The following is a 15,041-nucleotide window of genomic DNA, read 5'->3' as shown; positions in this document are numbered from 1 at the left end:
AACAGTAAAGCACGTCTGGCGTACAGATAACTTTGGACAGGCACTTTCATTAGGTGCGCCACTGTCCTTGATACATGACGTGCTGGGCAGGATTCAGTCCCATTTGCGCGCACAAATCAGCAGGGCGGGCGATGTCCCAGATTACCAAGTCAGCATCACAGCCCACTTCGATTTTGCCTTTATTGTTGAGCCCCAATGCTTTTGCTGCATGAACGGTCGTGCCTGCCAAGACTTCCTCGGGCGTTAAATAAAACAGCGTGCAGCCCATATTCATCGTGAGCAGCAGTGATGTCAAAGGTGAGGTGCCAGGATTACAGTCGGTGGACAGCGCCATCGGTACGCCATACTGACGCAAGGTATCAATCGGCGGCAAGGTGGTGTCGCGCAAAGTATAAAACGCGCCTGGCAGCAAGACAGCGACCGTGCCATGCGCCGCCATCTGTTGAATGTCGGCTTCGGACAAGTGCTCTAAATGGTCGCTCGATAATCCTTGGTATTCGGCGACCAAGCTGCTGCCGCCCATGTTTGACAGCTGGTCGGCGTGCAATTTTACAGGCAAGTCGAGCGCGCGTGCGGTATCGAACACGCGCTTAATTTGCGCGGTGCTAAAGGCGATGTTTTCACAAAAGCCATCGACCGCATCAATCAAACCCTCGCTGTGTAGTACCTGCATCCAGTCGCACACCGCGTCGATATAGTCATCGCTGCGCGCTTTATACTCGGCGGGCAGGGCGTGTGCGGCAAGGTAAGTGGTGCGGATATGCACAGGGTATTTGTCCGCGAGCATGCGCGCGGCTTGCAGCATCTTACGCTCGGTCTCAAGGTTCAGACCGTAGCCTGATTTTATCTCGATACTGGTGACGCCTTCTGCCAATAGCGCTTGCAAGCGTTTTTCACTTTGCGCCAGCAAGTCATCCATACTGGCATCGCGGGTGGCTTGTACGGTCGCGACGATACCACCACCTTGTTTGGCAATGTCTTGATAGCTTGCGCCATGCAGCCTTGCCTCAAATTCATTACTGCGATTGCCCGCATAGACCAAATGCGTGTGACAATCAATCAGCCCTGGGGTGACCCAGCCGCCTTTGGCATCGGTGATGTTGGCTTTGCTGTAATCATGCAGATGCGGCGCGATGTCTTGCTGTGCGCCCAGCCACGCGATGCGTCCGTCTTTAATGCCAATGGCAGCATCAAACAGCTGTCCGTATAGCTCGGCGTTGTCGTCTTTTTGCTTTGCCAAGTGAAAGCCATACTCTTTTGAAAAAGTCGCGACATTGGCGTTAATAATCATGCTGTCAAAGTGGCGAAATCGGTCGTTGTTGTTATTAATATTAGAATTATCAGTCATGCAACGTCTCCTTTGATGGGTTTAGAACCTGCTGCTCGATAATCAGTGCCAACAAGCGTGCGGCAACTTTGGCGCTGCGCTGGTCGATATCAAAGGCAGGATTAATCTCGGCGATGTCCGCGACTTTGACTTTGCCTGTGGCAAAAAGATGCTGAGTGCAGCGCTCGACAAAGGGCAGGGCGATGCCATAAGCGGCGGGCGCGCTGACGCCAGGCACGGTGGCAGCGGGGAAGCAGTCCATATCAATGGTCATATACAGCACGTCAATACCTGCCATAAAGGCATCTATCTGCGCGGCAATCTCTGCCCACGGCTGCTCGGCGCAATCTTCATCACTGATGATGGTCACTTGTAAATCCTCGGCGCGGTCAAACAAGGCAGCGGTATTGGAAAAACGACTGACGCCAATGCAGCAATAATGAAACGGCTGTCCATGCGCGTCTAAGTGCTCGCTAATCTGACGAAACGGCGTGCCCGAGGTTGCCACAGGCGCTTGGCGCAAGTCCAAATGCGCATCAAAGTTTATGATGCCGATGCGTGGTAGCTGGTCGTTGTTTTTATTGGCGTTGTTTTCGTTGTTACCTTTATTATTATTAACAGTCAAATGCTGCCATAAACCCAAAAAGCTGCCGTAAGCAATGGCATGACCGCCGCCAAGACCGACCGCCAAGCCGCCTTGATTAAGCACTTGCGTCATTGTGTCGGCATACTGCTGCTGGGCAGTTTCTAGCACGTCATCGGTCAGCGTATCCTCATCGATACAATGAATGTCACCTGCGTCACCGAGCAGCTGAGCCAAAGCATTGTCATTACTATAGCGCTGCTGGATTGCCGCTGTGATGGGCAGTTTGGCAAAGGCTTGGCGAATCATCGGCGGCGCGTCTTTCGCGCCCACGCGCCCTTGATTGCGGCGTACCCCTTGGTCACAGGCAAAGCCCACCAGCCCGACCGCCTGCGCGCTGTATGGCGCGGCGATTTGATACCAGTAGCGGGCGCGTGCGCTCTCAAAAGGCTCGGCGCGACCTGTCCAAAGACGGGTGTCCATCGCGCTCGTTTGTACGCTGATGCTCATAAAGCGTTTCCTTATATTTTTGCTAAACCTATTCTAAGCGATAAACGCCAACGCGCACCCTAAAAGCAGCAGTGCGCGTGGCGGTAAATCTTAGTGGGCGTGATACCAGTCGGCGCGCAACGCTTGCCAATGCTCGGTGAGTGCGCCACTCATTACCAGCTGTTTTGCCGCTTCGATATCAGGGGCAAAGTAGCGGTCTTTGTCATAAAAACTCACCTCATCACGCAAGCGCTGATGCGCGGTATGTAGCGGTGCTGAGGTTGCAAGGTCGCGGTGAAAGTCGATACCCTGAGCGGCTGCGAGCAGCTCAATACCGATGATGGTCGCGCTGTTGTGCGCCATCTCAAAAAGACGGCGCGCGGCATAAGTTGCCATCGATACGTGGTCTTCTTGGTTGGCAGAGGTTGGGATACTGTCCACGCTGCCAGGGTGGGCGATGGATTTGTTTTCAGAGGCGAGCGCGGCGGCGGTCACGTGCGCAATCATAAAGCCTGAGTTGACGCCTGCATTTTCCACCAAAAACGGTGGTAAGCCTGATAAGGTCGCATCAATCAGCAATGCCACGCGGCGCTCAGACATCGCGCCAATCTCCGCAATCGCCAATGCCAAAATGTCAGCGGCGAATGCCACAGGCTCGGCATGGAAGTTACCGCCAGAAATCGCCACAGGACCGTCTTCATTATTAAAAATCAACGGATTGTCCGTCACCGCGTTGGCTTCAATCAGCAAGGTATTGCCCGCTTGATTGATAATGTCTAGACACGCACCCATCACCTGTGGCTGGCAGCGTAGGCAGTACGGGTCTTGCACGCGGCTGTCGTGATCGCCTTGGTGCGAGGCGCGAATCTCGCTACCTTCAATTAGGTGGCGGTGCGTCTTGGCAATCTGTATCTGTCCATGATGCCCGCGCACCTCGTGAATACGCGCATCAAACGGCGCATCTGAACCTTTTGCCGCATCAATCGACAGCGAGCCGACCACGGTCGCGGACTCTAATAAATCTTGGGCTAAGAAATAACCGCGCAGCGCAAGGGCGGTCGAGACTTGCGTGCCATTAATCAGCGCCAAGCCTTCTTTGGCTGCCAAAGTAATTGGCTCAATCCCTTTTGCCGCCAGTGCGTCAGCCGCTGCAACCGCTTCGCCATTGACGTACACATCGCCTTCACCCATCAAGGCTAAAGTCATGTGCGATAATGGCGCAAGATCCCCTGACGCGCCGACCGAGCCTTTGGCAGGGATATTGGGAATGATGTCGTTATTGATTAGCGCCAGCAGACCATCAACCACCACGCGGCGCACACCCGACACGCCTTGTGCGAGGCTCGCGACCTTCATGACCATAATCAGACGCGCTACGCCATCAGGCAGGCGCTCCCCTGTGCCGACCGAATGCGAGATAATCAAATTGCGCTGCAATAGCTCCAACTGGTCATCGCTAATACGTGTCTTGGCAAGCAGACCAAAGCCCGTATTAATGCCATAGGCGCTCTTATCACGGGCAATGATGGTCTGAACGTTGGCGTGTGAGTCATCAATCGCCGCGTAAGCGCTATCAGGCAGCGAGACGCGTACAGGCGCGTTATAAATGCGGCGCAGTTGGGCAAAGCTGATGCGTTTGGGGACAATCTCAAAGTGGTTGGTCTGCTCGGTCATGGTGGTGCTCCTGTCATGTACTTTTTTGTGGGTGCGCCCGTGCTGCGGGCGGTATATATTTTTGGCAAGTAGGCGGCGTTTAACGGCGCTGCCAACTTGCCTGATTTTTTATGAAAAATATGGTGGTCAAAAGTTGTCTTTTTTCTCAACCACGCCGTGTTTATTATCTAGTTTTTAAACTGGTAGTATGCGATTAGATGGTATTTTTCTTGCTTGCTGTGACGATGTTTCCAGAGGCTACGAAAAATACCGTCTAATCACGCCATATCAGTTGTATAAAGAATAAATTGTATTTATCCCAGCCAATGTAGCGCCAGTGCCAGCTGTCCAAATGCGCCCGCCAATAAAATGCTGAGTACCGTGCCATGACTTGTCAATAAAGGGTTTGGCAACACCGTACAGCATCAATAAAAACAGCAAAATCACCGCTAAGGTGTGCTGTTGGCTGACCAAATAGGTCGCGCCGTGGTCGAATAAGATGGTGCTTTTACCGCCAATGGTAAACGGCACAAAAAACATCACCAGCCCAATGGCGCTAAACACAATCAGCTGTACGATACCGCGAGTCTTCGACAATAGCGGCCTGTCATCCTCGAACGTGTCTAGTGTCTCAGTGCTTGGCAAGAGAGGCGCGCTTTGTAGCGTTGCACCCTCGGTTGCTACCTTTGAGGTATCCGCATGTGCGTCGGTCTCGTTTGGCAATGAGCTGTGGCTGTTGTTTGTCATCTTATCCTCCTTGATAAGGGTATTCTAGTAGCGATATAGCGTCTGTGAGCTTGTTGCCATCACAGACGCGAGCGCTTGGCTGAGCTGCGGCTGATGATCAGTCAATCATCGGCAAGTTTAAGCCGTAGTCTTTCGCCGTTTTAATTGCCAGCTCGTAGCCTGCATCCGCATGACGCATGACGCCTGAGCCGCAGTCATTGACCAGCACGCGTGCCAGACGTTTTTCTGCCGCCTCTGTACCGTCTGCGACAATGACCATGCCTGAATGCTGCGAGTAGCCCATGCCCACACCGCCGCCGTGATGTAGGGATACCCACGTCGCGCCGCCTGCCACGTTGAGCATACCGTTTAATAATGCCCAATCCGACACCGCGTCCGAGCCGTCTTTCATGCTTTCGGTCTCGCGGTTGGGGCTGGCGACCGAGCCTGTGTCGAGGTGGTCACGACCGATGACGATAGGACCTTTTAGCTCGCCATTTTTGACCATTTCGTTAAAGGCAAGCCCTGCTTTGTCGCGCTCGCCCAGTCCTAGCCAGCAAATACGCGCAGGCAAGCCTTGGAACTGAATGCGCTCTTTTGCCATATCCAGCCAGCGGTGTACGTGCGTGTTTTCGGGGAACAGCTCTTTGATTTTTTGGTCGGTTTTGTAGATGTCTTCTGGGTCGCCAGACAACGCCACCCAGCGAAACGGTCCTTTACCTTGGCAAAACAGCGGGCGGATATAGGCAGGGACAAAACCTGGAAAATCAAAGGCATTCTGAACGCCTTCATCAAACGCCACTTGGCGAATGTTGTTGCCATAATCGGTGGCAGGCACGCCCATATCTTGAAAGTCCAAAATCGCTTGCACGTGTACCGCACATGATTGTGCCGCGTCTTTGGTCAGTTTGTCATGTTGGCTTTGGTCTTCTTGCGCCGCTTTCCATTCGTCCACGCTCCAGCCGCTTGGCAGATAGCCATTAATGAGGTCGTGCGCTGAGGTTTGGTCGGTGACCAAATCAGGCTTCATGCCGCCGTTTTGGGCGCGCTTGACCATTTCTGGCAAGATGTCCGCCGCGTTGCCAAGGAGCGCGATAGAGATGGCGTCGCCTGCCTTGGTGTGCTGCTCAATCAGCTCATACGCGTGGTCAAGGTCGCGGGCTTGCTTGTCCACGTAGCCAGTACGCAGACGAAAATCAATGCTTGATTGCTGACATTCGATGTTCAGTGAGGTTGCGCCTGCAAAGGTCGCGGCAAGTGGCTGCGCGCCACCCATACCGCCCAAACCTGCGGTCAAAATCCAGCGCCCACGCCAGCTGCCGTCATAATGCTGGCGACCTGCTTCGGCAAAAGTCTCGTATGTGCCTTGGACGATGCCTTGTGTGCCGATATAAATCCAGCTGCCTGCGGTCATCTGTCCGTACATAAACAAGTCTTTACGGTCTAGCTCGTTAAAGTGTGACCACGTTGCCCAGCGGGGCACAAGGTTTGAATTGGCAATCAACACACGCGGCGCATCGCTATGCGTTTGGAACACGCCAACAGGCTTGCCCGATTGCACAAGCAAGGTTTGGTCGTCTTCGAGCTCTTTTAATGATGCCAAGATTTGGTCGTAGCTTTCCCAGTTACGCGCCGCACGCCCGATGCCGCCATACACTACAAGGCTTTTTGGATTCTCTGCCACGTCTGGATGTAGGTTGTTTTGTAGCATACGATAGGGCGCTTCGGTCAGCCAGCTTTTGCAGGTAAGCGTCGTGCCTGTTGGTGCTTTGATGTCTCGGCTTTCGTCACGGCGGGTATAGGTGGTGTGCTTGGTCATCATCATTCCTTAATCATATGAGGGGCGAGTAGTGGGCGGCAAACGTGGCTGCCTGTTCCATAGCTTTATTTGTATATACAAATTATCAAGGAAAAAGTCGCCATGCAAGCACTTTTTTTATGCGCTAAGGTTTTTGTTAATATTTTTTATAAAAATGGTAGGTATATCAGAGACAAAGCTTGCCAACGGCCGTGCTATCATAGATTTATTTGCGCACAGTGAGCCTGCCATGACCAAGAGCAAACCCATTCCTGCGTATCAACGCATCAAACAAGCCATTTTAAGCAACATTCATCAAGGCACATGGGCGGCGGGGACGGCCATATCGACCGAGATGGCGCTCGCGGAGGAGTTCGGCGTCTCGCGTATGACGGTGAACCGCGCTTTAAAAGAGCTGAGTGAAGAGCGGGTGCTTGAGCGGCGACAGGGGTCGGGCACGTTTGTGGCGCAGCAGCAGTTCAATCATACCTTTGTTGAGGTGCGTAACATCGCTGAGGATTTAAAGTCGGCGAACCGCGCCTATGAAGCGCAGGTCATCACCAAGCGCGCCTTGAGCGCAGATATGCTCGATGACTGGCTGCGTCATAAATTTCATATCGAGCAAACAGCCGTGCCAGCAGACACCTCAAACACGCCTGTGATTTATGAAGTCAAAATCCTGCACATTGCTGACGGTGAGCCGATTCAATTAGAAGAGCGCTGGGTCGATGCCAAGCGCGTCCCGCAGTTTATTGACCAAGATTTTACTGTGGTCAACACCAGTGACTATCTGGTCGCCAAAATCCCGCTAGAGCGCGGCAGCTATACCATCAGCGCAAAACCCGCCAACGCTGAGATTGCAAAAGCCCTACAAATCCCGCCGCAGTCGCCCGCCTTGGTATTGTGCCGCCAGACCTACTCAGCAGGGCAAAGCGTGACCGTGGTGCGCATGTGGCATGCAGGCGAGCGCTATCAGTTCACAGGCGAGCTATAGCACTCTATAGGCAGTTGCGTATACAATACATACTTGAGCGCCACGGCAGGCGGATTGTTAGTAGCAATCAAGCAGTCGCGATGGCGCATCGGTATCATCCAGCATCCATCTTATCGTGCTGTGATTTTGTCAGTGGCTATTGAAAAATAGTCGCGCCGCCCCTAGATTGTGCAGCCATACGCACAGACCTTTATTCGACCTATCGCTCAGCGGCTGACGACAGCCAACACGCACTTCCTATTGAGCGCGGCTTGGCTGGTTGCTTACCCGCTTGATGATGCTATTACGTGGTTATATTGACCTCGAGGGTCAAACACGTGAGAGTACGCCGCATACAGCAAAGCGCATGCGCTGCCGCGATAGGTTTATCCATTGACACAAGGATTTTTCATGAAACGTCGTTATTTAACCCTACTGCCGATTATTGCAGGCAGCGCTTTACTTGCCGCTTGTAACCAATCAGGCAACACCGACACTGCTGCGGACGCCAGCACAGATGCGGGTTCTGATTTGATTCAGCGCATCAACAACGGCGGCACCATCAGCGTCGGTACCGAGGGCACGTACCCGCCGTTCACTTATCATGACGAAAGTGGCAAATTGACAGGCTATGATGTCGAAGTCACGCGCGCCGTCGCTGACAAACTGGGCGTGGATGTTGAATTTAAAGAAACCCAGTGGGACGCGATGCTGGCGGGTCTGGATTCAGAGCGCTTTGATATGGTTGCCAACCAAGTTGCCCTGACCACACCTGAGCGTGAAGCCAAATACGACAAAGCCACCGCCTACAGCTGGTCAGGCGCTGTGGTACTGGCGAAAAAAGAAGACAACCGCTATAACGCGTGGGAGTCGCTAAAAGGGCTAAAATCAGCGCAGTCGCTCAGTAGTAACTACGGTGAGCTGGCAGAAAAATACGGCGCGACTGTCGTACCTGTAGACGGTATGGCACAAGCGGTGCAGCTGGTCAAACAAGACCGCGCTGACTTGACCATGAACGATGAGCTTGCGGTACTCGACTACTTGAAAAAGACGCCAGACAGCGGTCTTGAGATTAAACTCAAAGCGCCTGCCGCAGAAAAAACAGGCTCAGGCATCATCTTGCGTAAAGGCAATGAAGACGTGCTGAAAAAAATCAATGACGCGATGGCTGAGCTTGCGCAAGACGGCACGCTGACCAAAATCAGTGAAGAATTCTTTGGCACTGATATAAGCAAGCAAAACTAATGACTTGGCTTACTGACCTACTGGCCATCTTGCCCTTTATGACGCCTGATCGGGCAGAGATTGTCATTAATTCGTTTTGGCCGATGCTCAAAGGCGGTATTTATTATTCGATACCGCTTGCGCTCATCTCCTTTGCTATCGGTATGTGTATCGCGCTGTTCGTGGCGCTGATACGTATCGTACCGCGCACCAGCCTATGGCATAAGATTGTCTATCGCTTGGCGCGTGTGTATGTGTCTGCCATTCGCGGGACGCCGATGCTGGTGCAGCTGTTTATCATTTTCTACGGTCTGCCCAATGTGGGGATTAAGCTTGACCCGTTTCCCTCCGCGATTATCGCCTTTTCGCTAAACATTGGCGCGTATGCGTCCGAGACGGTGCGTGCGTCTATCTTGTCCATCCCAAAAGGACAGTGGGAAGCAGGCGCGACCGTGGGCATGACCTATTTGCAGACCTTTCGCCATGTGATTTTGCCGCAGGCGCTGCGCGTGTCTGTGCCGCCGTTGTCCAACACCTTTATTGGACTGGTTAAAGAAACCTCGCTAGCGTCGCTGGTGCTGGTCACCGAGCTGTTTAAACAAGCGCAGATTATCACCGCCCGTAACTATGAATTTATGCTGGTATATACCGAAGCGGCGATTATTTATTGGGGCATTTGCTTGTTCTTAAGTTTCTTGCAAGGCAAAATCGAGACCCGCCTCGACCGCTACGTGGCAAAGTAACGCCGAGGCGTCGCCCTTGGCATCACTGGCACAACGATAGGAATGGCTATGATTCACATCAAAAATATTCACAAAGCTTTTGGCGACAATAAGGTGTTAAAGGGCATTGATTTGACGGTCAAAAAGGGTAATGTGGTGGTCATCTTAGGGCCATCAGGCTCAGGCAAGACCACTTTTTTACGCTGCCTCAATGCGCTAGAAACCCCCGACCAAGGGACGATCAGCTTTGATGATGGCAGCTTGAGCGTGGACTTTGCGCAAAAGCCCAATAAAAAAACCCTGCTGGCACTGCAGCGCAAGTCAGGCATGGTATTTCAGTCGTACAATCTGTTTCCGCATAAGACCGCGATTGACAATTTGATGCTCGGTCCTGTCGTCGTACAAGGCAAAAACAAAGCCGAGATGCGTAAAGACGCACTGACCCTGCTCGAAAAGGTGGGTCTTGCGGACAAGGCAGATTTGTACCCGTTTCAGCTCTCAGGCGGACAGCAGCAGCGTATCGGGATTGCCCGCGCGCTGGCGATTGAGCCTGATTTGCTGCTCTTTGATGAGCCGACCAGCGCCCTTGACCCTGAATTGGTGCAAGATGTGCTCGCGACCATGAAGCAGCTGGCGTCTGAAGGCTGGACGATGGTGGTGGTCACGCACGAGATTAACTTTGCTCGTGACGTTGCCGACCATGTGGTCTTGATGGAAGGCGGCTACGTGGTCGAAGAGGGCAGCGCCAAGCAGCTGTTTGAAGACTCCGAGCATCCGCGTACGCAGGCGTTTTTGCAGCGTATCGATCAGAATTAGCGTTGTGCTTTTAGTTATAAAAAAAGCCCATTTAGGGCTTTTTTTATGTCTATTATTTGAGTTCCCTAGATAGTTACAGTGTAGTGTACATACTCTTATTCGTGATCGGTAGGCTATTATAGACGTTCGAAACGTAGCCTTTGTAATCATTGCTAATGATTCTTGGAGTCTGCTATCACACTCAAAGTAAAAATTTTTATCTTAAACAGGCATTTAAATAGATGGTCCATCTACTCCTACGCCACTAATTGGAGTGGGATCAAATATATACTTTCCAAATAGTAAGTTAAAACTTTCCTCTGCATCTAGAAGGTATTGCAAAATATCGTCTAACAACTCTCGAAAAGTCGTGCCATACCATGTAACTTCTGGTGTGATGATAGATAAGACTCCTATTTTAAAACTTTCTAGGTCAGAAGGTGGAGTAAGTAACGTGCCTGTATCAATTTTAGTGCTTATACTAGGTAGGTTAAACATTGCCAATATAAACGAAGATACACGGTATTTTGCACGCAACTGATCAAATAAATCCTTATTTTCTTGAGAAAGCTTGTCGTACTCTCTATCACGGTGACGATTGAATTCTTCAGTGTATTGTAAAACACGATCCGCAGCGTCCCCAACACGAGGACAGAAATATCTTGTCCACCAAGCTTCAAAGTATCGTTGCTGAAATTCTAAATAAGTTAGACCAACGATATTTGTGTTTCTCGTATACTCCTTCGCTCCAGATTGCAGCCCATGCTTAGAAATAATAAATCCAATATTGGCTCCAGTTTCATGCATAACAGTCGTAAATGAGTGTACAACAGACTGAGGAATAGATGAGCTCCAGTTTTTGCATTCTACAATATATTTGATATTGTCCAAGCTCAGTTCGTCAACAGCCAAAACATCGACATTAACGGAGCCACGAGGGGTAGATACATCTACTTCAACCTTTGACTGTAAGCCGACATTACGACATATTCTGTCTACGCCTAATTGAAGGTCTTGCCATTTATCAGGATATGGATTATCAATCATAGTATTTACCGCACCTTTTTAGTTAAGCGTACAAAGCGTTTTATCTATTTTATGTATATCGTGGTATACCTTTTAAGCTTGATATATGAACTCGATCACCAATACCCTTTTCAATAGCTACTTTTTTAACCCTCTCAATATCTGAGTCTAGTAAAAATGGTCCAAGATGAATACATTCAATCAGATCAACTATTTCAAATTTAACTTTTATACCGTACTCAGGTACTTTTGCTCCAAACTCTTCTGCTAATCGAAAAGAAATGCCTAGCCGAAACTCTTTTTCCCAATCGAAAGCTGTATGCTTATACCAAAATCGTTCTATCATACTAACTTTCAATCTTACTTTGGTAAGATCAATATATTTGATATTGCCAAAGTATAGACTTTCTTCAGCATATGCAGGATTTAATCTAAACGGTTTTATGGAATTTTTTATTTTATCTAAATTGGTTTGTATAGCTACACCTTTGCGTTCATCGGCATATAACTGCCACATGGCATCACTTTCGTATAAGGATCTATGCCAACAACTTACTTTGGTCAAACGTTTTAATTCTTCAAAAGCTTTTTCAGTACCTTCAGTTCTTGTATAGCGTGGATCTGTTTTATATTCTGGAGATACTATGGCGACAGCTCCCTCAAACTTGTCATCAAACTCACGAGCCGAAGCAAAGTACAACTCACCAGTGGTCAAGAAATCTATTAGTCTGTCTATTTTAAAATATCGCCACAATGGCTCTGTAGTATTGGGTTCATCGCCAATAAAGTTCATAATATATCCCAGTTTTTTCACACATTTTACTAAGTCATCAGCTTATACAATACGTCCATTCTACAAATTAGGACACGCCTTAATCAATCCACAAAAACCATGCTCGATCTCGTAGATTATTTTGCTGAATAAAACACACTTTTTCCGCTTGTGTCCTTGGCAGATGATTCGCATCAGCACCGCAGTTTTTTGAGCGCTGCTTTAGCCATTGGATTTGCTCTTTTTTTAGATCGCCGACCATTTCGCTACCGTAGAGTTGTCTGACTTCCTCCAGTGTCCCCTTATAGCTATCGTTTAATTTTTTATCAGAAGCTTTATATATACTGTCAATCAATGAGGCTTGCGCTGTCAGTGGCAAATACGTGGTATTTTCCACATAATCGACGGTATTATCAGCCGCCGTCCGATCGTTTTCGATCTGTATCGTGTTGTACGCTGGATCTATAAATCCTTTGATGCCTGCGCCCTCGAAGCTATACCCATGAAACCGACAGGGGCTCACGCCATCTTTACATAAGCTATGCACAGTCTTTGCAGGGTATAGTTTTACGCGGTAGGGTGACGTATAAAGATTTTGATCAGACGGTTTGGTCAGCCCCAAGCGCTGCAAGTCAGGGGCAATCAATAGCATATCGTCGCAAGTCACGCTGCCTTCTTCGCAGTCTTGGTAGAGGTTTAGACGTTGACCGTTAACGTCCATGCCCAATATAAAGTTTGTCTTTATCGGTGCAGCAGCCGAGCTGATAGAAGACGCGAGCATGACGCCAAATGATAATAAGGCGCGCTTAAATAAGCTCAATTTTTTTGAATCTGTGACAAACATAACGAACCTACGCCTGCAATAAAAAATTGCTCAGCAAACGCTTGGCGCCTTCGGTAGCAAAGGACTCAGGATGAAACTGCACGCCTTGAATTGGATAGTCTTTGTGCTTTACGCCCATGATTTCATCACCGCTCAGCGCCGATTTGTCAAAGTCCAGCGCGCCATTGTCCGCATTGGCAACGACCGAGGTAATCTGCAAGCACTCAGGCAGGGTGTCGGCTTTGACCACCAAGGAGTGATAGCGCATAATCTCCAGACCTTGCGGCAAGCCGTGATAGATGCCCGCGTCATCATGACGGATGGCAGAGACTTTGCCGTGCATCGGGATATGCGCGCGCACCACATCGCCACCGAACACGTGCGCGATGCCCTGCATACCAAGGCAAACGCCCAGCAGCGGCGTGGTCTTGCCAAGCGTCTCAATCACCTCGCCACAAATGCCAAAGTACGCAGGGTCATCAGGTGCACCAGGACCAGGGGAGATGATGATTCTATCAGGGTTGAGCGCTTGCACCTCTTCTAAGGTCAGCTCATTGTTACGCACCACTTTGACTTGCGGCTGTTTTTCTCCGTCCAACGTCTGCAAAATCTCGCCCACATATTGGTATAAATTAAAGGTAAACGAGTCGTAATTATCAATAATCAAAACATTCATGGTATACACTCTTTGTCGCATCACTGGGTAACTATAAAAATCAAGCCTGCATAAAGCTGTCGAGCACCACTTTCATCGCGGATAATTTGCGCTGAATCTCTAGGTATTCGTCTTCAGGATTGGAGTCGTAGACATTGCCGCCGCAGGTCTGCGCGTAGGCAGACTCGCCATTGATAAACAGGCTGCGAATCGGAATGGCAAAGATGCAATCGCCATTAAAATTAAACGAGCCGATAGCGCCACCATACGCGCCGCGTCCGTCTGGCTCCAGCTCGTTGATGACTTTAATCGCTTCGACTTTGGGTGCGCCTGAGAGCGTGCCTGCGGGGAAGTTGCTGGCAAGCGCGCTGAACATGTCTTCATCAGGGTGCAAGATGCCGACGATTTCAGAGGAAATGTGCTGTACGTGCGAAAAGCGCTTGATGTCCATCAAGTTACGCACCTTGACCGTACCAAACTGCGCCACGCGCCCAATGTCATTGCGATGCAAATCAACGAGCATATTGTGCTCGGCAATCTCTTTGGCATCGTTTAATAATGCCCGCGCCAGTTTGCGGTCTTCTGCCACATCGACGCCGCGCTTGGCAGTGCCTGCTAGAGGGTAGGTTTCCATCTCGCCTTGGCGCAAGCGGAACAGCAGCTCAGGCGATGCGCCCACGATGCACTGCTCGGCAAACTTCATAAAGTACATGTGCGGTGATGGGTTCACGGCGCGCAGTTTTTCATAAATGGGCATTTTGCTGCCCGTGATGCGGTATTTGGATTTAAAACCCACTTCACATTGAAAGATACGCCCTGAGATGATGTCTTCCTTGACCTGCATCACCGCTTTGGCGTGCGCCTCTTTACTCATGCCATCGCCCAAAAATGCCACGTGCGGTGCGTCATATTCTGGAATGGGCGCGCTTAGCAGCGCTTTGATAGCGTCAATGCGGTTGTCCTGCTGCGCGGTCGGGTAATAAAAATAAAAAATCTCGCCCGTCATCTTATCGAGTGTCAAGCCGTCAAGATACACGCCGAATTTAAACGGCTCAAAGTCTTCGCTCGTCTTAGCCGTTAAGCTTGGCTCAAAGAAATTCACACAATCATAGCCCAAATAACCGACCAAGCCGCCGCTTTGCTCACGCGCAATGACGTGCTGCGGCGTTATCTCGCGTAGGAGCTGATACGGGTTGTCCGTGTGATACTGCTCGGTGGTCGCCGTCTTGTTGTCCGTGATGGCAAGGGTATTGCGGTCAAGCGCGGTGATGGTCATGGCAGGGTCAAAACCAATGGCATGATGGCGAGAGATGTGGCTGTCTTCGCCCAAAGATTCGAGCAGATAGCAGGTATCAAAGGCGCTTTCGATACGCTTAAACAGTGCCAAAAAATCAATGTCTTCGGTCAGCTTAATGCGCTGCGGCTTGCTGGGTATGTCAATCAATGCGGGGCGTTCGGTAGTCGCGGTCATAAAA

General features: G+C 50.4%; 14 protein-coding genes. 4 read left to right on the top strand and 10 right to left on the bottom strand.

Annotated elements, in window-relative coordinates:
- Positions 1-49 precede the first annotated feature (49 nt).
- The 5 genes from hutI to hutU all read right to left on the bottom strand — a co-directional run bounded on the left by hutI (position 50) and on the right by hutU (position 6,597).
- On the bottom strand, positions 50-1,348 hold the full coding sequence (gene hutI / locus JMW05_RS03565; protein WP_201504021.1) for an imidazolonepropionase: 1,299 nt from the start codon (positions 1,346-1,348) through the stop codon (positions 50-52).
- Positions 1,341-2,420: a formimidoylglutamase gene (hutG, locus tag JMW05_RS03560; RefSeq protein ID WP_201504020.1), complete on the bottom strand. Its 1,080-nt coding sequence runs from the start codon at positions 2,418-2,420 to the stop codon at positions 1,341-1,343. The genes hutI and hutG overlap by 8 nt, the downstream gene beginning before the upstream one ends.
- A 90-nt stretch (positions 2,421-2,510) precedes the next feature.
- Positions 2,511-4,073 carry a histidine ammonia-lyase gene (gene hutH, locus JMW05_RS03555; protein WP_201504019.1) on the bottom strand — a complete coding sequence of 521 codons (1,563 nt, stop codon included), beginning with the start codon at positions 4,071-4,073 and terminating at the stop codon, positions 2,511-2,513.
- 267 nt (positions 4,074-4,340) lie between these two features.
- Complete coding sequence (locus JMW05_RS12000) at positions 4,341-4,799, bottom strand: hypothetical protein (RefSeq protein WP_227691424.1); 459 nt, start codon at positions 4,797-4,799, stop codon at positions 4,341-4,343.
- A gap of 97 nt (positions 4,800-4,896) precedes the next feature.
- Positions 4,897-6,597: a urocanate hydratase gene (gene hutU / locus JMW05_RS03545; protein ID WP_201505506.1), complete on the bottom strand. Its 1,701-nt coding sequence runs from the start codon at positions 6,595-6,597 to the stop codon at positions 4,897-4,899.
- Between the two features lie 229 nt (positions 6,598-6,826).
- Between hutU and JMW05_RS03540 the strand changes: the two genes are divergently transcribed.
- The 4 genes from JMW05_RS03540 to JMW05_RS03525 all read left to right on the top strand — a co-directional run bounded on the left by JMW05_RS03540 (position 6,827) and on the right by JMW05_RS03525 (position 10,311).
- The gene (locus tag JMW05_RS03540; protein WP_201504018.1) at positions 6,827-7,570 is read left to right on the top strand and encodes a UTRA domain-containing protein; all 744 of its coding nucleotides are present in this window, start codon (positions 6,827-6,829) and stop codon (positions 7,568-7,570) included.
- A gap of 390 nt (positions 7,571-7,960) precedes the next feature.
- Positions 7,961-8,794, top strand: coding sequence for an amino acid ABC transporter substrate-binding protein (locus JMW05_RS03535; RefSeq protein ID WP_201504017.1), 834 nt, complete (start codon positions 7,961-7,963; stop codon positions 8,792-8,794).
- Positions 8,794-9,516, top strand: a complete 723-nt coding sequence (locus JMW05_RS03530; RefSeq protein ID WP_227691423.1) for an amino acid ABC transporter permease — start codon at positions 8,794-8,796, stop codon at positions 9,514-9,516. The genes JMW05_RS03535 and JMW05_RS03530 overlap by 1 nt, the downstream gene beginning before the upstream one ends.
- Before the next feature lie 48 nt (positions 9,517-9,564).
- Positions 9,565-10,311 carry an amino acid ABC transporter ATP-binding protein gene (locus JMW05_RS03525; protein WP_201504016.1) on the top strand — a complete coding sequence of 249 codons (747 nt, stop codon included), beginning with the start codon at positions 9,565-9,567 and terminating at the stop codon, positions 10,309-10,311.
- Positions 10,312-10,524: 213 nt separating this feature from the next.
- Here JMW05_RS03525 and JMW05_RS03520 read toward each other — a convergent pair whose 3' ends face one another.
- The 5 genes from JMW05_RS03520 to JMW05_RS03500 all read right to left on the bottom strand — a co-directional run bounded on the left by JMW05_RS03520 (position 10,525) and on the right by JMW05_RS03500 (position 15,037).
- Positions 10,525-11,337, bottom strand: coding sequence for a restriction endonuclease (locus JMW05_RS03520; protein ID WP_201504015.1), 813 nt, complete (start codon positions 11,335-11,337; stop codon positions 10,525-10,527).
- Between the two features lie 49 nt (positions 11,338-11,386).
- Positions 11,387-12,109: a DUF2971 domain-containing protein gene (locus tag JMW05_RS03515; RefSeq protein ID WP_201504014.1), complete on the bottom strand. Its 723-nt coding sequence runs from the start codon at positions 12,107-12,109 to the stop codon at positions 11,387-11,389.
- 79 nt (positions 12,110-12,188) lie between these two features.
- Positions 12,189-12,932, bottom strand: a complete 744-nt coding sequence (locus tag JMW05_RS03510) for a lysozyme inhibitor LprI family protein (protein ID WP_201504013.1) — start codon at positions 12,930-12,932, stop codon at positions 12,189-12,191.
- Positions 12,933-12,939: 7 nt separating this feature from the next.
- Positions 12,940-13,587 (bottom strand): anthranilate synthase component II, encoded by a 648-nt coding sequence (locus JMW05_RS03505; RefSeq protein ID WP_201504012.1) that lies wholly within the window; start codon positions 13,585-13,587, stop codon positions 12,940-12,942.
- Positions 13,588-13,627: 40 nt separating this feature from the next.
- Entirely contained in the window at positions 13,628-15,037 is a 1,410-nt protein-coding gene (locus tag JMW05_RS03500; RefSeq protein WP_201504011.1) for an anthranilate synthase component I family protein, read from the bottom strand.
- Positions 15,038-15,041: the final 4 nt, after the last annotated feature.

The sequence above is a fragment of the Psychrobacter aestuarii genome, assembly GCF_904846035.1.
GTDB lineage: Bacteria > Pseudomonadota > Gammaproteobacteria > Pseudomonadales > Moraxellaceae > Psychrobacter > Psychrobacter aestuarii.
The sequence above is the reverse complement of the archived record's forward strand: the minus strand, read 5'-3'. Positions and strand labels throughout refer to the sequence as shown.

Coding starts and splice junctions, on each gene's coding strand:
- JMW05_RS03520 (WP_201504015.1), bottom strand. CDS start 11,337: ATGATTGATAATCCATATCCTGATAAATGGCAAGACCTTCAATTAGGC.
- hutI (WP_201504021.1), bottom strand. CDS start 1,348: ATGACTGATAATTCTAATATTAATAACAACAACGACCGATTTCGCCAC.
- hutH (WP_201504019.1), bottom strand. CDS start 4,073: ATGACCGAGCAGACCAACCACTTTGAGATTGTCCCCAAACGCATCAGC.
- JMW05_RS03510 (WP_201504013.1), bottom strand. CDS start 12,932: ATGTTTGTCACAGATTCAAAAAAATTGAGCTTATTTAAGCGCGCCTTA.
- hutG (WP_201504020.1), bottom strand. CDS start 2,420: ATGAGCATCAGCGTACAAACGAGCGCGATGGACACCCGTCTTTGGACA.
- JMW05_RS12000 (WP_227691424.1), bottom strand. CDS start 4,799: ATGACAAACAACAGCCACAGCTCATTGCCAAACGAGACCGACGCACAT.
- JMW05_RS03505 (WP_201504012.1), bottom strand. CDS start 13,587: ATGAATGTTTTGATTATTGATAATTACGACTCGTTTACCTTTAATTTA.
- JMW05_RS03540 (WP_201504018.1), top strand. CDS start 6,827: ATGACCAAGAGCAAACCCATTCCTGCGTATCAACGCATCAAACAAGCC.
- hutU (WP_201505506.1), bottom strand. CDS start 6,597: ATGACCAAGCACACCACCTATACCCGCCGTGACGAAAGCCGAGACATC.
- JMW05_RS03525 (WP_201504016.1), top strand. CDS start 9,565: ATGATTCACATCAAAAATATTCACAAAGCTTTTGGCGACAATAAGGTG.
- JMW05_RS03500 (WP_201504011.1), bottom strand. CDS start 15,037: ATGACCGCGACTACCGAACGCCCCGCATTGATTGACATACCCAGCAAG.
- JMW05_RS03530 (WP_227691423.1), top strand. CDS start 8,794: ATGACTTGGCTTACTGACCTACTGGCCATCTTGCCCTTTATGACGCCT.
- JMW05_RS03515 (WP_201504014.1), bottom strand. CDS start 12,109: ATGAACTTTATTGGCGATGAACCCAATACTACAGAGCCATTGTGGCGA.
- JMW05_RS03535 (WP_201504017.1), top strand. CDS start 7,961: ATGAAACGTCGTTATTTAACCCTACTGCCGATTATTGCAGGCAGCGCT.